This is a genomic window from Mesorhizobium sp. M0243, assembly GCF_040321775.1.
GTDB lineage: Bacteria > Pseudomonadota > Alphaproteobacteria > Rhizobiales > Rhizobiaceae > Mesorhizobium.
The window spans coordinates 1-19,074 of sequence record NZ_JAMYSF010000052.1; the positions used below are offsets into that span (position 1 = coordinate 1).

General features: G+C 62.8%; 17 protein-coding genes, 1 tRNA gene and 1 pseudogene. 5 read left to right on the forward strand and 14 right to left on the reverse strand.

Annotated elements, in window-relative coordinates; all coding sequences use genetic code 11:
- Positions 1 to 170: 170 nt before the first annotated feature.
- The 6 genes from NKJ11_RS32945 to NKJ11_RS32970 form a co-directional block, all read right to left on the reverse strand.
- Positions 171 to 851, reverse strand: a complete 681-nt coding sequence (locus NKJ11_RS32945; RefSeq protein ID WP_352774731.1) for an outer membrane protein — start codon at positions 849 to 851, stop codon at positions 171 to 173.
- A 299-nt stretch (positions 852 to 1,150) separates the two neighbouring features.
- Positions 1,151 to 1,227, reverse strand: a tRNA-Pro gene (locus NKJ11_RS32950).
- A 56-nt stretch (positions 1,228 to 1,283) separates the two neighbouring features.
- Positions 1,284 to 2,552, reverse strand: a complete 1,269-nt coding sequence (locus tag NKJ11_RS32955; protein WP_352795126.1) for an O-antigen ligase family protein — start codon at positions 2,550 to 2,552, stop codon at positions 1,284 to 1,286.
- The gene (locus NKJ11_RS32960; protein ID WP_352795127.1) at positions 2,549 to 4,084 is read right to left on the reverse strand and encodes an undecaprenyl-phosphate glucose phosphotransferase; all 1,536 of its coding nucleotides are present in this window, start codon (positions 4,082 to 4,084) and stop codon (positions 2,549 to 2,551) included. Before NKJ11_RS32960 ends, NKJ11_RS32955 begins: the two co-directional genes overlap by 4 nt.
- A gap of 94 nt (positions 4,085 to 4,178) precedes the next feature.
- Positions 4,179 to 5,309 (reverse strand): glycosyltransferase family 4 protein, encoded by a 1,131-nt coding sequence (locus NKJ11_RS32965; RefSeq protein WP_352795128.1) that lies wholly within the window; start codon positions 5,307 to 5,309, stop codon positions 4,179 to 4,181.
- 10 nt (positions 5,310 to 5,319) lie between these two features.
- Positions 5,320 to 5,883, reverse strand: coding sequence for a polysaccharide biosynthesis/export family protein (locus NKJ11_RS32970; protein ID WP_013532220.1), 564 nt, complete (start codon positions 5,881 to 5,883; stop codon positions 5,320 to 5,322).
- A gap of 258 nt (positions 5,884 to 6,141) precedes the next feature.
- On the opposite strand from NKJ11_RS32970, the gene NKJ11_RS32975 reads away from it, so the two are divergent.
- Positions 6,142 to 8,412, forward strand: a complete 2,271-nt coding sequence (locus NKJ11_RS32975) for a GumC family protein (RefSeq protein WP_352795129.1) — start codon at positions 6,142 to 6,144, stop codon at positions 8,410 to 8,412.
- Positions 8,413 to 8,458: 46 nt separating this feature from the next.
- On the opposite strand, the gene NKJ11_RS32980 is transcribed toward NKJ11_RS32975, so the two are convergent.
- Positions 8,459 to 9,295, reverse strand: a complete 837-nt coding sequence (locus NKJ11_RS32980) for a GNAT family N-acetyltransferase (protein WP_352795130.1) — start codon at positions 9,293 to 9,295, stop codon at positions 8,459 to 8,461.
- A 4-nt stretch (positions 9,296 to 9,299) separates the two neighbouring features.
- Positions 9,300 to 10,523 (reverse strand): GNAT family N-acetyltransferase, encoded by a 1,224-nt coding sequence (locus NKJ11_RS32985; RefSeq protein WP_352795131.1) that lies wholly within the window; start codon positions 10,521 to 10,523, stop codon positions 9,300 to 9,302.
- Between the two features lie 91 nt (positions 10,524 to 10,614).
- Here NKJ11_RS32985 and NKJ11_RS32990 point away from each other — a divergent pair, with 91 nt between their 5' ends.
- Positions 10,615 to 11,673 (forward strand): polysaccharide deacetylase family protein, encoded by a 1,059-nt coding sequence (locus tag NKJ11_RS32990; protein WP_023810262.1) that lies wholly within the window; start codon positions 10,615 to 10,617, stop codon positions 11,671 to 11,673.
- 15 nt (positions 11,674 to 11,688) lie between these two features.
- Here NKJ11_RS32990 and NKJ11_RS32995 read toward each other — a convergent pair whose 3' ends face one another.
- Positions 11,689 to 11,904: a DUF2842 domain-containing protein gene (locus NKJ11_RS32995; RefSeq protein ID WP_023810263.1), complete on the reverse strand. Its 216-nt coding sequence runs from the start codon at positions 11,902 to 11,904 to the stop codon at positions 11,689 to 11,691.
- 197 nt (positions 11,905 to 12,101) lie between these two features.
- Between NKJ11_RS32995 and NKJ11_RS33000 the strand changes: the two genes are divergently transcribed.
- On the forward strand, positions 12,102 to 13,193 hold the full coding sequence (locus NKJ11_RS33000; protein WP_128305459.1) for a COX15/CtaA family protein: 1,092 nt from the start codon (positions 12,102 to 12,104) through the stop codon (positions 13,191 to 13,193).
- A 19-nt stretch (positions 13,194 to 13,212) separates the two neighbouring features.
- Here NKJ11_RS33000 and NKJ11_RS33005 read toward each other — a convergent pair whose 3' ends face one another.
- From NKJ11_RS33005 to speB, 4 genes and pseudogenes are all read right to left on the reverse strand, one after another.
- Positions 13,213 to 13,530: a hypothetical protein gene (locus NKJ11_RS33005; protein ID WP_023810265.1), complete on the reverse strand. Its 318-nt coding sequence runs from the start codon at positions 13,528 to 13,530 to the stop codon at positions 13,213 to 13,215.
- Positions 13,531 to 13,608: 78 nt separating this feature from the next.
- Positions 13,609 to 14,450: pseudogene (locus NKJ11_RS33010) on the reverse strand (aminoglycoside phosphotransferase family protein).
- A complete protein-coding gene (argC, locus tag NKJ11_RS33015; protein WP_352729413.1) occupies positions 14,447 to 15,373 on the reverse strand; it encodes an N-acetyl-gamma-glutamyl-phosphate reductase in 927 nt (308 codons plus the stop codon). The pseudogene NKJ11_RS33010 and the gene argC overlap by 4 nt, the downstream one beginning before the upstream one ends.
- Positions 15,374 to 15,403: 30 nt before the next feature.
- Complete coding sequence (gene speB, locus NKJ11_RS33020; RefSeq protein ID WP_127288726.1) at positions 15,404 to 16,411, reverse strand: agmatinase; 1,008 nt, start codon at positions 16,409 to 16,411, stop codon at positions 15,404 to 15,406.
- Between the two features lie 123 nt (positions 16,412 to 16,534).
- Here speB and NKJ11_RS33025 point away from each other — a divergent pair, with 123 nt between their 5' ends.
- Complete coding sequence (locus tag NKJ11_RS33025) at positions 16,535 to 17,743, forward strand: acyltransferase family protein (RefSeq protein WP_352795132.1); 1,209 nt, start codon at positions 16,535 to 16,537, stop codon at positions 17,741 to 17,743.
- Positions 17,744 to 17,840: 97 nt separating this feature from the next.
- Positions 17,841 to 18,899: a glycerophosphodiester phosphodiesterase family protein gene (locus NKJ11_RS33030; protein ID WP_352611713.1), complete on the forward strand. Its 1,059-nt coding sequence runs from the start codon at positions 17,841 to 17,843 to the stop codon at positions 18,897 to 18,899.
- On the opposite strand, the gene NKJ11_RS33035 is transcribed toward NKJ11_RS33030, so the two are convergent.
- The coding region (locus tag NKJ11_RS33035; RefSeq protein ID WP_352795133.1) for a hypothetical protein at positions 18,892 to 19,074 on the reverse strand (183 nt) is incomplete at its 5' end. The genes NKJ11_RS33030 and NKJ11_RS33035 overlap by 8 nt on opposite strands.

Sequence of the window (19,074 nt, forward strand, 5' to 3'; positions counted from 1 at the left end):
ATCAGATGCTGGCCTCCAATCCAGCCAGCATCTTGAATCACAAACATCCGGCTTTGGGAATCCTACGATTCTCTCAAAATAGGAATCGCTCTAGGTTGAGGTCCCAGATTGGGCGTGAACAGCTGGCGCGGACACCGGCTGACGACGGCAGTCACAGCCTACCATGCCGATCAGAATTTGTAGCTCAAGCTCGCGGAAACCGTATGGGTGCTTGGCTTCAAGATGGTTGGCCCAAGCTGGTCGTTCGCAAAATCGTGACTGCCGAAATGAGCATATGCATAATCGACGCCGACAATCCACTTCTCGTTGAGCGCATAGTCGACACCGGCGCCAATGGTCCAGCCAATGTAGGTTCGGCTTTGAGGATCGCTGCGATCCCCCGTGGTGGAATAGAAGACGTCATCTGCGTGCAGAAAAGCGATGCCGCCCTTTACATAAGGCATGAACCTATCTGCCGCGTAGCCAACCTTTGCAACAATGTGAGCTTGCCAGTCCGAGTGTACATTGATCTCTTCGTCATCAAACGTACTGTCCGCACCCTCGTTGAAAACTGCAACCAGCGATGCCTCGCCGCCGAGTACGAAATTGTTCGCGAACTGATAATTGTATCCGACTTTGCCACCAATTTCGGCTGACGTGTTGTCGGCATTGTAGCCGGAAGGATCGTAGTTCGGGATGTCGAAATCGCCCTTCAGGTAGTTCACCCCGGCGACGATACCCACATAGCCCCCAGTCCAGATGAAACCGGCAGGCGCCACATCCTGCGATGGCACATTGATGATCGGGTCGGCGGCAAGCGCCCCGCCCGTGAGGGCCAAAAGCAGTGCTGAAGAGAGAATGATCGTCTTCATGATATCCCCAAGGTTCTACGCTGCTTAATCTACACACCAGCCCAAGCTTGAAAAGCGCTTCCATGTGATTGGAAACGTTTGGAATATGAGCGTTGTGAAACTGCCACACATTCGTGAATCGATTTGAACTCAAGGTTACAAGCGATTCAACGCGCCAATCGGCTTCCATCTCGTGCCGCCGACAGCCTCAATTCGTGTCTAAGAGCTGGAATTTTTGGTCTGTGCTACCCTTCGGGTGCCCGGAAAGGGTGTCTCGTGGAAAGGCGGAAAGGACTTCGGGGGCAAGTCCTGCTTTGAATTGGTCGGAGTGGCCGGATTCGAACCGACGACCCCTTGACCCCCAGTCAAGTGCGCTACCGGGCTGCGCTACACTCCGGACCGGTCGCGATGTATCGTGATAACCCCGTGCGGGTCAACCGAATTCCGCGACTTTTATCCCGCTGCGATTGCCGGTGCCGGCGAGCCCTGCAAGGCAGGCCGCAACAGCCGCTGATGGCTGTATTCCAGCGCGATGGCGCCCCAGATCAGGCCGAGCAGCAGGTAGACATGGCGCCAGTGGTCGATGTCGATGAAGGTGCCGAGCCCGATATTGCCGATGAAGGCGACATAGGCGCACAACAGATAGGGCTGCCACGGCCGGTCGCGCAGCAGGATGCGGAATCCGGCTGCCATCGTCCAGGCGACGAGTGTGAGGAACGACACGAAGCCGAGCCAGCCATAGTCCATCAGCATTTTCAGCCAGATGTCGTGGGTGTCCTCGCCGAAGATCGTGCCGAAGACCAGCGGGCCGATGCCGAACGGATGCTCCATCGCCATCTGGAAGCCGATTGTGTAGCGGGCGAAGCGGCCGAGGCGGGCGGTGTCGTAGCTCTGTTCGAGATGGGCACGGTTGGAGAACATCTCCGACACGCCGGGCAGCTGCAGGATGACGATCATGGCGACGACCAGCAGCGCCAGTGCGGCCATCGTCATCACCACCACGCGCAGCCGGAACTTGCCGCTGGCGCTCTGCAGGAACAGGCAGCCGGTGAGCAGGACGGCCGAGACGGCGAACATGCCCCAGGCGCCGCGTGAGAACGAGAAGAAGATGCCGGCGGTGATGATCAGCAGCGGTACCGCCAGCAGCGGCATGCGTGTCACCGGTCCGGTCAAAAGCAGATAGAGCAGATAGATGCCGGGCAGCACCAGGAAGGGGCCGAACACGTTCGGGTCCTGGAAGGCGCCGGCGGCGCGGTCGTATTTGGTGAACATCTCCGCGCCCGGAAAGGCATGGAAGTAGCCTGCAATGCCAAGCAGCGAGGTGGCCATGGCCGAAACCACATAGGCAATGAAGATCAATCGGTAGAGGCCCGGCTGTACGGCGGTGATCGATGCGAAGAACACCGCGCTGAAGGCGAGAAACAGCGAGACGGCGAGATAGAGCGGTGTGTTGGCGAGGTCCGCCATCTGCGTCATGGAGATCATGCCGCCGATGTTCATCGTCACCAGCAGGACCAGCAGCGGCGTGGCCGCGCGGGAAATCCGCAAGCCGAAAAGCGCCCAGATGGCGATCAGCCCGGCCATGTAGAGCTCATAGGGCGCCGGCTCGCTGATGACGAAGCCGGACAGCAGAATGCCGAGGAAGACCGCGCCCGAGGAAATCAGCGCGACCAGCTTGGCGTTGACCGCCGCGCGCGGCAAATCATGGCTGATCGCACTCAATAGGCGTTTTCCGTATTGAGCAGCCGGAGCGGCGTCAAGAACAGGATTCGCAAATCGAACAGCAGCGACCAGTTCTCGATGTAGAAGAGATCATACTCCGTGCGCATGCGGATCTTCTCGTTGGTGTCCATCTCGCCGCGCCAGCCATTGATCTGCGCCCAGCCGGTGACGCCGGGCTTGACCTTGTGGCGGGCGAAATAGCCGTCGACAACCTCGTTGTAGAGCAAATTATGCGACTGTGCGGCGATGGCATGCGGGCGTGGACCGACCAGCGACAGCGAACCCAGCAGCGAGTTGAAGAACTGCGGCAGCTCGTCGATCGAGGTCTTGCGGATGAAGCGGCCGACGCGGGTGACGCGCGGGTCGTTCTTGGTCACCGTCTGCTTGGCGGTCGGATCGGCCTTGTCCGTATACATCGAACGGAACTTGTAGACCTCGATGATCTCATTGTTGAAACCGTGCCGCTTCTGATGGAACAGCACCGGCCCCTTGCTGTCGAGCTTGATGGCGATGCCGGTCGCCAGCATCACCGGCGAGAACACGACGATGCCGATCAGGCTGAAGACAATGTCGAAGGCGCGCTTGGCGACCGAATCCCAGTCGTTGATCGGCTTGTCGAAGATGTCGAGCATCGGCACCGCGCCGATGTAGGAATAGGCGCGCGGGCGAAACTGCAGCGCGTTGGAATGCGCCGAAAGCCGGATGTCGACCGGCAGCACCCACAGCTTCTTCAGCAACTGCAGAACGCGCGATTCGGCCGTCAGCGGCAGCGATACGATCAGCATGTCGATGCGGGCGATGCGGGCGAATTCGATCAGTTCCGAAATGGTGCCGAGCTTGGGGTAGCCGGCGACGATGGGCGGCGAGCGCTTGTCGCCGCGATCGTCGAAGATGCCGCAGATGCGGATATCGTTGTAGGGCTGCTTTTCGACCGAGCGGATCAGGATTTCCGCCGCCTTGCCGCCGCCGACGATGACGGCGCGCCGCTCCATGCGGCCATCGCGCGCCCAGGCCCGGATCAGCTTCGACATCACCAGCCTGAGGCCGAAGATGAGAACGAAGCCGATGACGAACCAGCTGCCGAACAAAAGGCGCGAATAGTCCTGCGACATCTTCATGACGAATGCCGTCAGCGCCATCAGGGCGAAAGTGCCGGCCCAGACGAGCAGCACGCGGCCGAAATTGGCGATGGGCCGCATCAGGGCGACGATCTGGTAGCAGTCGGTGACGTCGAGCAGCACCACGGCAAGGAACGAGCCCGCTGCGATCGTCACCGGATATTGCCAGGCGAGATAGTTGAAGAACCCGACATAGTGGAAATAGACGGCGAGTCCGGACAGGAACAGCAAGCCGAATTCGACCATGCGCAGGACACCGCTGACCATGATCGGCGACATCGTATCGCGCCGGTACTGCGAGGCGACCTGGCGGGCGACATCGTTCATGCCGCTTGGCGTGTCGCCGTCGGCCGGGCCGTCGAATTTACGCACCGCCTCTGCTGAAAAGCGGCGCGCGGGGTCGATCTCGTTCATGAGGGCTTTCCGCAAGCTTCCCCCCGGTCATAGCAAAAGAGAGCTAAGAAACCCTTGAAACAACGCATGGCTTTGGAACGGCTTGGTCCTGCGCCTACCTGTCGAGTGCGGCGAAATAGGCCTTCTCGATGTCGGCGGCCATCACATCGGCGCCGAAGCGTGCCTTGAGGTTGGCGCCATCGGGCATCAGGTCGCGATAGGCGGCCGGGTCGGCCAGCGCCTGGCTCATCCTGTCGGCGAGCTCGATCGCGTCAGGTCGGATCAGGGCAGGGGAACCGGTGTCGAATATCTCCGGAATGCCGCCGACCGCGGTTGCGATCATCGGTTTTCCCGCGGCAAGCGTTTCCAGGACGATATAAGGCATGGCTTCGGCGCGCGAGGGAACGATGATAAGCGCGGCAAGGGCAAAGGCCTCCCTGGCCGGCATCGGCGGTAGGAACCGGACATGGCGCTCGAGCCCGAGGCGTTTCACTTGCCCGTGGTAACGCGGAAGGTCGTCGCCATCGCCAACCATCACCGCGGTCAGCGCGCGGCCGAACCGCGGGCCGGCAAGGGCCAATGCGTCGATGAAGATGTCCGGTCCCTTCAGGTCGCGCATCATGCCGATATAAAGCAGGTCGGCTGCGTCCGGCGCGGTGATCACCGGCTCGAATTCAGTGGCGCGCAGGCCGTTATAGACGAGGGTGTTGGGAATGGGCGGTTCGCCGACCTTGTGGCGATAGGTCCGCCGCTCATAGTCCGAGACAAACAGCAGAGAGTCGGTGAAGCGAGCCATGAAGCGCTCGAGCGCGAAGAACAGCTTTCCGATGACCGTGTTCTCGTCATAGTGGAGCGAGCCGCCATGCGGCGAATAAAGGCGGGCTACGCGAGACCTTGATACCCGCAACAATGAGCCGAACAGACGGGCATAGGCGCCACCCTTGGCGCCGTGCCCGTGCAGTACGTCCGGCCGCAATTCCTTGATGATCCTGTACGTGCGCCAAGCCGAGGCAAGGTCTCCGGAACCGACGTGGCGCTGCATCGGCGTGCGATGAATGCCGAGCGCCAGCATGTCCTTCATCTGCTCGAACAAATGTTCCTCGAACGCGCCGCCTGTCGTCGAATCGCAGACGATGCCAACGGAATGCCCGGCGGCGACCTGCGCCTCGGCCAGGTCGCGCACATGCCGGAAAATTCCTCCGACGGGTGAGCGAAAGCAATGGACGATCCTGAGCCTGTCCGCCACTTGATATCTGTCAGAACAGACGTTCGCGGACGTAGACCGTATCGCCGGGCAGCAGCGGGTCGGAGGTGACCACGCGGCCGGTCATCACCTTGCCGTTGATGTCGCGGGTGATGTCGACGCTTTCCTGGTTGGCGCGCGGCGTGAAGCCGCCGGCAATGGCGATCGCCTTCTGCACCGTCAGGCCGGGAACATAGGAATATTGGCCGGCGGCACCCACTTCGCCCATGACGAAGATCGGGCGGTAGCGGTCGATCTCGACCGAAACGTCGGGATCGCGCAGATAGCCTTGCCGCAATTTGTCGGCAATCTCCTTTTCCATTTGCTGCGCGGTGTGGCCGCGCGCTGGTATGGCGCCGACAAGCGGGAAGGAGAGATAGCCGGATTGATCGACGCTGTAGGTGTTGGTCAGCCCGTCCTGCTCGAACACGGTCACGCGGACGCGGTCGCCGGCGCCAAGACGGTAGGGCTGATCGAGCACCTCATGGAAGGCGGCCGGCGTCGGCCGGTAGCTGGAACAGCCAGCCAGCATCGATACGGCAAGCAGCGCGCGAAACAGGGAAGCAGTGCTTTTCATGGCCGGACAGGTACCTTCGACTGGTCGCTGCAACGTCGCAGCAACTCTAGGGATCGAGGTCCGTTATCATCCTGTTAGGGTTAATGGCCGGTAAAGGGAGCGGCCGACACGTGGCGCATCGGCAAGAGTTTTTGTGATTTTTGGCGGTTTTGTTTGTCACCCGCCAGTAAACCCTAACGGAAACTTACCACGATCTTAACGGCTGAGTTACCATAGTTGTTTACGGTGCGTGCTGACCCAGTATCGGAGTAGGGATGCATGTCCGTTCAGTCCGCGGCCGCAGATGTCGATGTCGATCTCAGGCAGCTCTTCGCCAGCCTGGCGAGGAACTGGCTGCGTATAGTCCTCGTCGTCCTGTTGGCAACCGGGCTGGCCTTCGCTTTCGCCTCGCTGGCAACCCGGCACTACAAAGCCGAGACGCAGGTGGAGATCGCGCCGCGCGAATCCATCTACACGCGGCCGGCCAGCAACAACAACGACACCGACAAGCCTATTCTCGACGAACAGGGCGTCGCCACCCAGGTCCAGATCATTTCCTCCAACGAAATCCTCAAGCAGGTCTCGCAAAAGCTCGGTCTGGAAAAACTGCCCGAGTTCAATGAAGCGCTCGACATGTCGGCGCTGAGCCGCGCTCTGGTCCTGGTCGGCCTGAAAAGCGACCCGATGGAAATTCCGACGGAAGAGCGCGTGCTCAAGAAAATGCACGAGAAGCTCAACGTCTATGGCGTCGAGAAGACCCGCATCATTGCCATCGAGTTCTCATCGGAAGATCCCAAGCTCGCGGCCGCCATACCAGACGCGATCGCCGCCGCCTATATAGCGGGGCAAGGGGCGGCCAAGCTCGAATCGAACAGCGCCGCGGCGGACTTCCTGGCGCCGGAAATCGCCGACCTGCAGCGGCAGGTCAAGGATGCCGAGGCGAAGGTCGCCGCTTATCGCGCCCAGTCCGATCTTCTGATGGGTGGCAACAATTCGGTGCTGGCCACCCAGCAGCTTTCAGAACTGTCGAGCGAACTGTCGAAAGTGCGCGCCAACCGCGCCGCTGCGGAAGCGACCGCCGACGGTGTGCGCAGGGCGCTGCAGAATGGCGGTTCGCTGGATGCCGTGCCGGAGGTTCTGTCATCGGACCTGATCCAGCGCTTGCGTGAGCGACAGGTCGAATTGCGCTCCAACATCGCCGATCTGTCGACGACACTGCTTGGCAATCATCCGCGCATTCGCGCGCTGAAATCGCAACTGTCCGATCTCGACGCACAGATCCGCAGCGAGGCCCAGAAGATCATGAAAGGCCTGTTGATGCAGGCCGAGACGGCAAAGGCCCGCGAGAACCAGCTTGTCGCAGACGTCAACACGTTGAAGGCCGCTTCGGCGCAGGCCGGCGAACAACAGGTCGATCTCGACGCACTGCAGCGCGACGCGACCGCCAAGCGACAGCAACTCGAGCTCTACCTGACCAACTACCGCGAAGCCGCTTCGCGCCAGGATCGCAACTATCTGCCCGTCGACGCCCGGATCGCCTCGAAGGCTTCGGTTCCCTCCGAGGCCTATTTCCCGAACGTCGGGCCGATCGTCGGCGCGGCTTTCGCCGCATCGCTGCTGATCATGGCCATCGTGACGCTTCTGCGGGAGCTGTTTTCAGGCCGCGCGATGCGGCCGGCGAGCGGTTCCCGTTTCGAACGGATCGATGAGGTCGCAATGCCCCATGTGGCGCAGGCGCCGGTCGCCAAGCCATTTCTCCGCCAGGAGCCTGCCGTTTTGCAGGACCCCGTCGTTCGCCAGGAGCTGCCTGAACCTGCGGATGAAGCAGATGCGGAGCCCTATGCCGCCGCGATGCCGGCCATGGTCGAGGCGCCGGATGTGGTCGCAATGCCCGCAACTGCGGCGACAGAGCAAACGGCTGTCGAGCCCGAACCGGCGCGTTCCACCTTGGGCGAGATCGATATCGAGAAAGCTGCCGAAAAGCTGATCTCCAGCGGTGCGGCGCGCGCCATATTCGTCTCGCCGGAAGGCGACGAGGCGGCTGCATCCGCGATCCTGGTGGCGCGCGAGGTCGCCGACGCCGGCCTGCGCGTGCTGTTGCTGGACCTCACTGCGTCGGGGGCCGCCTCGCGGCCGATGCTGGACAGCGGCCTTTTCCCGGGCATCACCAACCTGCTCGCTTCGGAAGCGCAGTTCAGCGACGTCATCCACGCCGATCTCTACTCGGACTGTCACGTCATTCCCGTCGGAACCGCCGATCCGGTTCGTGCCATGCGTGCCGCCGACCGGCTGCCGATCATCATGCAGTCGCTGACGACAGCCTACGACCTCGTCCTGGTCGAGTGCGGACCGGCCGACGCGCAAGGCATCGGCCGTCTGACTGGCGACGCCACCGAGGTCTTTCTCTCCATGCTGGAGGCCGACGACGAGGTGACGCAGGCTGCGGTCAAGCTGATCGAGAACGGCTATCCCGACCTGACGCTGGTGACGCCGCTCGGCCACGAACCGCCCGGCAATCCGGTGCCGGGACGGCGCACTGCCGCCGCCTGAGAGAGCCGCGGATCGTTTGGCGGAGCCGCTCAGCGGTTCGCCCGATCTATCCCAGTTCAAGCGTCGTTACGCCGAACACCCTTTGCAGGTCCAGTTCCGGGGCAGGACCTTTGTACATGCGCGTGGTGGTGAAGGTCGGCGCAAAGCCGGCCGCATCGAGCGCAGTTATGAAGCCGGTATTGTCGGCGGGGACGTCGATGTGCAGCTCACCGCCCTCACAGGCACGGGCCAGTCCCTCCAGGAGTTGCAAAGCGATTTCCATACCGTCGGCAAACAGCGGGCCGATCTTGAAGCCGGATCGACAGCGGCGCGCCACACCAAAGCCGGTCACGCCGCGCGAACCGATCGCCGCCAGCCCATGATGCGGCTCCTGCAGCCATCGCTTCAGAAAGGTGCCTCGGGGCGCCAGAAAACAATGGGAGTCATAGGCGATGACATCGGACAGGAGCTGCGTTGTAATCATCCGCAACCCATCGTCCCTGACCGCCAGGCCTGCCTTGCGCCCGGTGAAGCGGATGGTCTCGTAGGCCGGTGCGAAGCCCTTGCGCCGGTAATTGGCCTGCTGCTCGACGACGCCGTCAAGGCCGACGGTCCGGCCAGCGAGCCTTTTCATGCCGGCGTCCCACACTGTCTTGCCGTAGCCCATGCCGCGCATGTCAGGCCGGGAGATGTAGAGGCCGATGAAACCGAATTCGCTTCCATAGGCCACGGCCGAAATTGCCGCGGCCATGTCGTCGCCGACAAAGGCGCCGATGAAGCCTTCGGGGTCCGCCGCCTGGAGCATCGCCGGGTCGTCAAGACCTGGGTTCCAGCCTTCCGCGGCCGCCCAGTCGACGAGAAGCGCCAGTTCCTGCAGGGACAGTGTGCGGATGATCGGCTTCATGGTGTCAGCTATCTTCTTCCGAGGGCGCTGCCTGGCCGGCGGCTTTGCGGCGCAGCACCTTGGTCAGCTTCCAGATCACCGGGCTGTTCTTGACGAAGGCTTTCAGCCGCGCGCCTTGCCGAAGCGTCAGCGCCAGCATGCGGCCCTTCACGGTCAACGGGACCAACACTTCGAAATGCCGCGTTTCGATATCGCACCACAGCCGCTTGTAAGGCTCATCTCCGACCGAAAAGTCATAGACCTCGAAACCGGTCTCGCAGGCTTCCTGGATGTTGTCGAAGAACAGGAAGTCGCCGGGGCTGGCGTGCCCGAGATCGTCCTCGGCGATCGCTCCGAATTCGCAGATCAGGCGTTTGCCCGAGCGGCTTGAACCGGTGATGGCGCGCAGCTTGCCGGCAACCGCGAGTCCGTGCAGCACGAACGAAGGCTTGTCCTCGGCAAGCGCCTGCATGAACAGCGCGCGGAAGAAGCCGCGTACCTGCGCGTCGCCAAAAACATTGGCGATGCCCATCTTGCGGAAGCGGAGCTCCTTCATCTCGAAGAAGGCGTCGAGCAGCGTGTCCACCTCGTCGGGGGTGCGGGCCTCAATGCGCCGATAGCTGCCTACGGCCTCGAATTTCCGGATCTGCGACCGGTGCTTCTTGCGTTTGCGTTTGCCGCTGGCGCGGGAAAGCAGCGCATCGAAGCCGCCGGCGAGATCGACGGCCAGCGACAGATTGGGGCTGGAAAAATGGTCAAGCGATGCGAGCGGATTGGCGACGCCGTCGAGATCGGGCAGCAACCGCTCGAGCGCGACCAGATCGATGTCCGGGCGTGCCTTGGCGATGGCCGCCAGTACCGATCGGAGGGCCGGTATATCCGCCTTGGCCAGCCAGTTCGGGTCCGCGGCGACGAAGTTGCCGTTGGCGTGGCGCCCACCCATGAAGCGGGCGATCCGGAACAGCCCCTTGGAGGCAACCTCCAGCGCCAGCGAAAAAACCGGTTTGCCCTCGACACTCAGCGTCGCGACAAGCAGGTCCGGTCGTGTCTCGGCCGCCCAGTTCAGGATCCAGGCAGCACTCTGCGCCGGCCCAAACAAAGCCGAGCGGCAGAACTCGGCATAGGCCGCGAGTCCGTCCGTGGACGCCACTGAAATCGACAGGTCGGCATGGTCCCGTGGCAAGGCCCGCGACGATGCCTCGGTCGCCGCAAGCCGATTGCCGTCAAATGACGCAGTTGCGTCAACCATACCTCAATCCTTAGGGCGTATTGATCGCGATTTGGGGGTTCGCATAGGCGCATTCCGTGCTTGGATCAGCCTAGGCGCAAAAGGTGAATGAATGATCGACGGCGGGGAGGCAATCCGGAAACTGGCGCTGAACGTCGCCCGCTATACCGGCCTTGCACCGCTGGCCAAGCCGTTCATCGGCGGCATTGGCGCCATCCTGATGCTGCACCGTGTTACCGCGACCCCGGAAAAGCCGGACAGCGTCAACCGGCATCTGAATATCGCGCCCGGCTTCCTTGACGCCATGATCGCCGACATGAAGGCGCATGGCTATGCCTTCGTCTCCATGGACGAAGCGGTGGAGTGCATCAAGGTGGGCGGCAAAGGCGGTCAGTTTGCCACGATCACCGCCGACGATGCCTATCGCGACAACATGGTCGAGGCGCTGCCGGTGCTCGAGAAGCACGGCGCGCCGATCACCATCTATGTCGCGCCCGGGCTGATCAACGGCACAGCCGACCTGTGGTGGGACGTTGTCGAGGACATCGTCAACGCGCGCGATACCCTCACTCTGACGCGGCCGAACGGTCCCCTGACGATCGATTGCTCGACCCCCGCGAAGAAATTGCAGGCCAATGCACGCCTGCACGCCTATCTCACCTCGGAAGTCCGCGAGGAGGACCTGCAGGCCGTGTTGCGTGACCTGGCTCGCGCAAACGGCATCGACGCCGACGGCCCACGCTTGCGCACATTGATGAGCTGGGATGAAATCCGTCGCATCGCCGCGCATCCGCTGGTGACGATCGGCGCCCATACGATCAACCACAGCAACCTGAAGCGGCTCTCCGAAGCCGATGCCCGGCACGAGGTTGGCGCCGTGCGCGCCATGTTGCAGGCCGAACTGGGCGAAATGCCCCGCCATTTCGCTTATCCCTATGGCTATGCCAGCGCCGTCGGCTGCCGCGAAGTGGGCTTTGCCCGCGACGCCGGCTATACCTCCGCCGTGACGACGCGCCACGGCGTGCTGCGCGCCGAGCATGCCGGGTTCCTGCACGCCTTGCCGCGCATCTCCGTCAACGGCCGCTACCAGAGCCTCGCCCACATCCGCACCATGCTGTCGGGCGTGACGACGCCGCTCGCCAACGCCGGCAAGATGGTCGTCACCATCTGACGCTGGCGTTTTCGCCTAGCGCTTGGCTCTCGGCTCCAGCATCAGCCACTTGATGATGCCCATCGCCGGCAGCACCCAGAGCAGGCCGCTGAGCAAGAAAAAAAGGAAATGCACCCACGGACCCGACTCCGACAGCCGGGCGACCGCGAAGATCGATGCGACCAGCGCATAGACAATGACCAGCGCCACCAGCAGAAACATTCCGATCAGCTTTTTCAGGCGCAGGGGCATGGTGGTCTCCTGATCGAGCATGCCGGAATTCGCACAGGCGGCCTGGCCGGCTCAAGGGGTATTGGCCTCGCATAGGCCTTGAGGCGAGACTGTGCAACCGGTGAGACGCGGCGCGACGGCGTGCCGCGCCGTATGGTCTTGCCAGCACGGGTGCGATGGTCCACCAATCCGCCAAATCAACCTGCCGGGACAAGATCATGGCTGCCATATCAGCTGCCGCGCCATACGTTGCCCGCGACCGCGACCTGCATAACCGGGCGCTGCTGCGCGGCTGGCTCTATGTGGTGCTTCTGGTGCTGTTTGCGCTGGTGCTGGTCGGCGGCGCCACCAGGCTGACCGATTCCGGCCTGTCGATTACGCAGTGGAAACCGATCCACGGCGTGATCCCGCCGCTCAACGATGCCGAGTGGCAAGAGGAATTCCAGCTCTACCAGCAGATCCCGCAATATGCCGAGCTCAACAAGGGCATGAGCATCGAGGCCTTCAAGTCGATCTTCTGGTGGGAATGGGCGCACCGCATCCTGGCGCGCAGCGTCGGTCTGGTCTTTGCGTTGCCGCTGCTGGTTTTCTGGGCGACGCGCCGCATCGAGCGCGGCCTGGGCCCGAAACTCGTGGGCATTCTCCTGCTCGGCGGCCTGCAGGGCGCCATCGGCTGGTGGATGGTGGCTTCAGGATTGGTCGACCGCGTCTCCGTCAGCCAGTACCGGCTGGCGACCCACCTGACGCTTGCCGCGCTGATCTTCACCGCCACCATGGTGGTCGCGCGCGGACTGGCGCCGCATTCCGAGCCTGCCGCCGATGGATCGACGCAGAGGCTGGCCGGCTTCATCGTGCTGCTGGCGCTGATCCAGATCTATCTCGGCGGCCTGGTCGCCGGGCTTGACGCGGGCTTGAGCTACAACACCTGGCCGTTGATGGACGGCAAGATCATCCCGGGCGATCTGCTGATCCTCGAGCCGGCATGGCGCAATTTTTTCGAGAGCCCAAAGACGGTGCAGTTCGTCCATCGGCTTGGCGCCTACACGGTATTCGTCGTGGCGTTGTGGCACGTGATCGCCACGCGCCGGCGGCTGCCTGAAACAACGCATGCGCGCCGCGCGACGCTGCTGTTCTTGGCTGTGCTGGTGCAGGCCTCGATCGGCATCGGCACGCTGCTGATGCATGTGCCGCTGCATATGGCGCTGACCCATCAGGGATTTGCGCTCATCGTCCTGGGGTTTGCAGCCGCCCATTGGCGCGGCACCAAGGGCGCCTATCCCTTGCCGCACGAAATCGCACGCAGGGCCTGACCTCGAACCGATCGGCCAACTACATCCAGAATTCGTTTGTAGATGTCGTCTTCTCGCCATCGAATTCCGCCTGCCGCAACGCCGCGGCGGACGGCGCGGACTGGTCCTGAGCGGCTTTGGCTACCTTGTCGGCGGCCTTGAGCGCATCGAGCCTGGCCTGGGCCACGGCGATATCCTGCTGCACCTGGGCAGCCTTTACCTGATCCGTGATCGCCTTGGCCTGGTCTTCCAGGTCCTGGATCTGCTTTTCGAGCGCGGCCTCCTGGGCTGCATTGCTCGAGGAACTCGACGAGGAATACTGGGCTGCCTGGGAGGAACCCGAAATCGCGCTGACCATGACAAATCCCGAAGTGGAGCCGAGGCCAGTCAGTAGCCCATCGCTGTGAACAAGCGATTACCGCGCCGCAGCCCGCGATCAGAAGCTTGCCCGCACCGCCCGGATCGCCTCGGCGATCGACAATTCGCGGCTCTCCTCGACCTCATTGTCGTCCTCATGATGCCAGGCAGCCGACAGGCAACCATAGGCGATGGCATGATCAAGGACGGCTGGTGGCGTCTGGCCCAGTGTTTTGGCGAAGATCTCGGCCATATGCGCGATCCGCTCCGGATCGAGGCAAAGCTCGTCCCGGTCGAGCGGGTTGTAGAACATGTTCGCGGCGTCGAAGCCGGGGTCGCCGAGAACGCCCTTCGGATCGATCGCCAGCCAGCCGCGCGGCCCGTGCAGGATGTTTTCGTGATGCAGGTCGCCGTGCAGGGGCCTGATATCGTGCGGATTGGCCAGCAGTCGATCGGCGATGATGGCGGCCTCGACATAGAGGCTGTCATGGCCCGAATCGCGGTCGATGTCGCCTTCTTGAACAGGCTTGAAAACCGTTCCCGGAGCGGCTGAAGCTCGGGCGGGAAGGGGTCTTTCCCCTGTGAAAATAGTTTCGCCATCACCTCGGCCGCGATTTCGGTGGCGGCGTTGTCGCCCTGTTGGTCGAGCACCTGCTCCAACAAGGTCTCACCGGCATATTCGAGCAGCATGCTGTGGCCGTCGCGGCCGAGCAGGCGCACCGCGCCTTCGCCGCGTCGCCAGGCGAGATAATGCTCGCCGCGCAACTCGTCGGCGACGTCGTCGAAAGGCTTGAGCGCCTTGACGATCGCCGGCGAGCCGTCTGCGCGCAAAACCTTCCAGATGCGGCTCGAAAAGGTCTCGGCAATGAGTTCGGGTGCGCTGACTTTCCAGCGCGCCGGAAAGGCGGGCGTGTCCATCAGAGGCCGAGCATCAGATCCATGTTCTGCACGGCGGCGCCCGAGGCACCCTTGCCGAGATTGTCGTAGACCGCCAGCAGCAGGGCCTGCGCCCGTTTGTCATTGGCGAAGACATAGACCTTCATCCGGTTGGTGCCGTTGTAGACCTCGGGATCGATCTCCGGCATGCGCTCCGAATGCGCATAGGGCGCCACCTCGACCACGCCGCCCTTGATAGCGGCGAAATGGTCGGCAATCGCCGCATGCAGTTCCGCACCGGTCGGCACATGGTCGAGGCCGCCAAGCTGCAACGGCACGACGGTGATCATGCCTTGCGCGAAATTGCCGACCGCCGGCTGCATGATCGGATCATGCGACAGCCTGGCATAGGCCCTCAATTCCGGCACGTGCTTGTGCTGAAGGGTGAGGCCGTAGGGCAGGAATTCCGAGGCGTCCTCGCCCTTGGCGACATAGTCCTCAATCATCGGCCGTCCGCCGCCCGAATAGCCCGAAATGCCGTTGACGGTGATCGGGAAATCCGCCGGCAGCAGGCCGGCGGCGACCAGCGGCCGCAGCGTGGCGATCGGTCCCTGCGGCCAGCAGCCGGGGTTGGCGACGCGTTTTGCCGAGGCGATCGCCTTTGCCTGGTCCTTGTCCATCTCGGCGAAACCATATGCCCAGCCTTCAGCCACGCGATGCGCGGTCGACGCATCGATGACTTTGGTGGTGTCGTTGGCGATCAGCGAGACGCTTTCCTTCGCCGCATCGTCGGGCAGGCACAGTATCGCGACATCGGCGGCGTTGAGGAACTCGGCGCGTGCCGCCGTTTCCTTGCGGCGCTCGGTCGGGATGGAAATGATCTCCAGATCACTGCGCTCGGCAAGCAGCGCCCTGATCTGCAGGCCTGTGGTGCCGTGTTCGCCGTCGATGAAGATTTTCGGTTTCATGGGTTGATCAAATTCCTTGATATTTCAAGACTATATGCCCTGACCTTGAATCACTGCGGCACCATTGTGGTTGCCGTTGTTCAACTCTTCAAGCCGGGCCTTTCGCTCAGCCAGCAGGCCGAGATATTGCATAGCCACCATCGAGCCGGCGATCGCCGTTATATCGGCGTGATCATAGGCCGGCGCAACCTCTACGACATCGGCGCCGACAATATCGACCTGGTTGAGTTGACGCAGCGTCGACAGGATCTTCGCCGAGGACGGCCCGCCGGCAACTGGCGTGCCTGTGCCAGGCGCATAGGCCGGATCGAGGCAGTCGATGTCGAAGGTGAGATAGGTCTTCTTGCCGCCGGTGCGGTCGACGATGGCGTAGGCGATATCGGACGCCCGCATCTCCTCGATTTCATGGCCATGGAGGATCTTGATGCCGAACGTGTCGGGCGCATGGGTGCGGATGCCGATCTGGATCGAACGGTCGGGATCGATGATGCCTTCCTTGACGGCACGGCCAACGAAGGATCCGTGGTCGATGCGCTTGCCGTCGTCCGGCCAGGTATCCTGATGGGCGTCGAACTGCACCAGTGCGAGCGGACCATGGATGGCGGCATGCGCCTTGAGCAGCGGCCAGGTGACGAAATGGTCGCCGCCGAGCGTCAGCAGGAAGGCGCCGGATTTGAGGATCTTGGCCGCTTCGCGCTCGATCGTGCCGGGGGTCTTCTGGTGATTGCCCGAATCGAGCAGGCAATCGCCATAGTCGACGACCGCCAGATGCTCGAACAGATCGCGTGAAAACGGATATTGCGGGTCGTTGTCGAGGATCGCCGAGGCGCGGCGGATGGCCTGCGGCCCGAAGCGGGCGCCCGGCCGGTTGGTGACGGCGGCATCGAAGGGAATACCCCATACCACAGCATCCGCGCCCTTCACGTCCTTGGTGTATTTGCGCCGCATGAACGACAGCGCGCCGGAATAGGTCGGCTCGAACGCGGCGCCCGTTTTGGAACGGGCGGTGAAGGCGTTGTCGATGTTGTTGTTCGCCATTACGGATCCTCGTTTTTCATCGGGTTGCAACAACTACAGAACCGGCACGGAAGATGCCAGTCACAGCTTGGCGAGACGGAATGGCGCTGCCCGAGTGCCACGGCAAGACAGGATTGTATCATCATGACGCAGACCGCGTTTCTCAACCCCACCCGTGCCGCGGCGTCGACCCACACCGGCACGGTCGCCGGTGAACGCTTCCTGGTGCTCGATTCGTGGCGTGGCATCTGCGCGCTTCTGGTGGCGCTGTTTCACTTTCCGACCGCTTCGACGATTTCGCAAAGCGCCTTCATCGGTTCGTCCTACCTTTTCGTCGACTTCTTCTTCGTCCTTTCCGGTTTTGTCATCGCCAGCAGCTACGGCGATCGGCTGAACCAGCCGGAACAGGTCGCGCGTTTCGCCCTGGTCCGTTTCGGCCGTATCTACCCACTGCACCTTCTGATGCTTGCCGCCTTCGCTGGCTTCGAGCTGCTGCGGCTGATGCTGCCGCAATTGCACGGCACCGGGGCTGCGCCCTTCACCGGAGGCTTCGACCCTGGGAGTCTGCTTGCCAATCTTCTGCTGCTGCAAGGTGTCGGCTTCGAGGATCAATTGACCTGGAATGCGCCAAGCTGGAGCATTTCCGCCGAGTTCTTCGCCTATCTCTTGTTTGCCGGCGTGGTCTTCGTCGCCGGCGCGCGCGCCTGGATATGGTTCGTCGCCGCCGCCGCCACCGCGCCGCTGTTCCTGCTCGGCTTCTCGACCCATCATATGGATGTGTCCTTCGATTTCGGCTTCATCCGCTGCCTGTACGGCTTCTCGCTCGGCGCCTTGCTGGCCTGGTTTCAGCATGATTCCATTGCAGGCGCGCGACAGGTCCTCGCCAGGAATGGCCCGCGGATGGACTGGACCCTTGCCGAGATCGTCATGGTGGCCGTCATCGTGCTTTTCGTTTCGCTGGCCGGCGGCAATGATTTCGGCATCGCGGCACCCCTGGTGTTCGCGCTGGCGCTGTTTCTGTTCGCCCATGAAGGCGGCTGGATCAGCGCCTTGCTGAGGGCGCCGTTCATGCTGACCCTCGGCGCGCTGTCCTACTCGATCTACATGGTCCACATCTTCGTCCAGGCGCGCATGATCAACGTCGCCGGGCTCGTCGAGCGCAAGCTCGGCCTCGGCCTGATCGGCGGCTTCACGCTGCGCGGCCAGCCTGCCACCGGCTTCGGTGCCGGCTGGATGGGAGCGGTGGCAATCGCCGTCATGCTCGCCGCCACCATTGCCGCCTCCTGGATCACTTGGCGCCTCATTGAGATGCCGGCCATGGCGTGGTTCCGCAGGCTCTCAAAACGCATCTGACGCGCACTCCCCGCGAACAACCGCTAGCCGGCTTCGTTCACCTGGATGTCACGAGGGTCGCCTATCCCGATTTCGATCCGGCAAGGAGCGATTCTCGATGCGGACCATCTGGCTGAGCCTTCTGTTTTCCTCGGCACTTGCGGCCTTTTCTGGCCAGTCATTGGCCGGCGAGACCCGCGCCAGGCAGATTCTTGACCGCTTCGAGCACGCCAACCAGTGGCGCGACCACGTCATGGTGGTCGCGCATCGCGCCGGCAGCATGCAGGCGGGCAAGACGCTCTACGCGGAAAATTCGATTGCCGCCGTGGAGGGGGCGATCGCGATGGGCGCAGAAATCGTCGAGGTCGATATCAGGCGCTCGAAGGACGGTGAGTTCGTCGTCATGCATGACAGCTGGCTCGACCGCACCACGACCTGCAAGGGCGAGGTGGTCAAATACACACTGGCCGAACTGAAGACCTGCAGGCTGGTGATCGAGGGCACCGGCGCCGTCACCAATGAGACGGTTTCGACGCTGCGCGAGATGCTCATGGCAACCAGGGACAGGATCCTCATCAACCTCGACAACAAGCTCGACGTCGGCGACCTCTCGGGCATGATCGCGGTGGCTCGCGATCTCGGCTTGGCCGAGCAGGTCATCGTCAAGGAGAATTTATGGAACCAGGCCAGGATCACCACGGTTAAGGCCGCCATGGCCGCTATCGGCGGCGGCTTCCAGTTCATGCCGATCATCGCCGATGATGCGGTGCGTGATGCCGGCTTCGCCCGGACGGTCGACCATGCCTTTTCGCCGCGCGCGATCGAGCTCATCAACTGGCGGGCAGGCGCCGACACGCTGACCGAGACCGGCGGACCGTTGTTCAGCACACGCATGCGCGCGGCCGCGGTGAGGGGAAACTGGCATATCTGGGCCGACACCTACGCCATCGCTGGCAAGCCGGGCGGCTTCCTTGCCGGCGGCCGCGGCGACGAACTGGCCGTGCAGGCCAGCCTGCCGCGCGAAAGCTGGGGTTTCTGGGCCGATCGCGGCGCCACCATCATCCAGACCGACGAGCCGAAGGCGGCCATTGGCTGGCTGGCGGTGAACGGTTTTCGCGTGCCTTATGCGAACGAGGCGCGGCCCGTTGAGCCGGCGAATACGGCGAGTATCAACTAAGCGGCGGCTGCAGCAGCCAATCTCCCCCCTTGTGGGCCTGTTGCAAAATTGTGTGGATGTGATTCCCTGTTTTTGAAACAGGGATCTTGCGATGACGACGAAGCCGAGCGGTCAGTTCAGTTTTGTGGAGGCTCTGCTGCCGCAGGGTCTTGGTCGGAGCGGTCGCCTGGACCGG

Excerpts from the sequence above, each read along its gene's own strand:
- NKJ11_RS32995 (WP_023810263.1), bottom strand. The coding sequence starts at position 11,904 with ATGCCCCTGCGCCTGAAAAAGCTGATCGGAATGTTTCTGCTGGTGGCG.
- argC (WP_352729413.1), bottom strand. The coding sequence starts at position 15,373 with ATGAAACCGAAAATCTTCATCGACGGCGAACACGGCACCACAGGCCTG.
- NKJ11_RS33005 (WP_023810265.1), bottom strand. The coding sequence starts at position 13,530 with ATGGTCAGCGCGATTTCGGGTTCCTCCCAGGCAGCCCAGTATTCCTCG.
- NKJ11_RS33030 (WP_352611713.1), top strand. The coding sequence starts at position 17,841 with ATGCGGACCATCTGGCTGAGCCTTCTGTTTTCCTCGGCACTTGCGGCC.
- NKJ11_RS33000 (WP_128305459.1), top strand. The coding sequence starts at position 12,102 with ATGGCTGCCATATCAGCTGCCGCGCCATACGTTGCCCGCGACCGCGAC.
- NKJ11_RS32990 (WP_023810262.1), top strand. The coding sequence starts at position 10,615 with ATGATCGACGGCGGGGAGGCAATCCGGAAACTGGCGCTGAACGTCGCC.
- NKJ11_RS32985 (WP_352795131.1), bottom strand. The coding sequence starts at position 10,523 with ATGGTTGACGCAACTGCGTCATTTGACGGCAATCGGCTTGCGGCGACC.
- NKJ11_RS32980 (WP_352795130.1), bottom strand. The coding sequence starts at position 9,295 with ATGAAGCCGATCATCCGCACACTGTCCCTGCAGGAACTGGCGCTTCTC.
- NKJ11_RS32960 (WP_352795127.1), bottom strand. The coding sequence starts at position 4,084 with ATGAACGAGATCGACCCCGCGCGCCGCTTTTCAGCAGAGGCGGTGCGT.
- NKJ11_RS32970 (WP_013532220.1), bottom strand. The coding sequence starts at position 5,883 with ATGAAAAGCACTGCTTCCCTGTTTCGCGCGCTGCTTGCCGTATCGATG.
- NKJ11_RS33025 (WP_352795132.1), top strand. The coding sequence starts at position 16,535 with ATGACGCAGACCGCGTTTCTCAACCCCACCCGTGCCGCGGCGTCGACC.
- NKJ11_RS32945 (WP_352774731.1), bottom strand. The coding sequence starts at position 851 with ATGAAGACGATCATTCTCTCTTCAGCACTGCTTTTGGCCCTCACGGGC.
- NKJ11_RS32975 (WP_352795129.1), top strand. The coding sequence starts at position 6,142 with ATGTCCGTTCAGTCCGCGGCCGCAGATGTCGATGTCGATCTCAGGCAG.
- speB (WP_127288726.1), bottom strand. The coding sequence starts at position 16,411 with ATGGCGAACAACAACATCGACAACGCCTTCACCGCCCGTTCCAAAACG.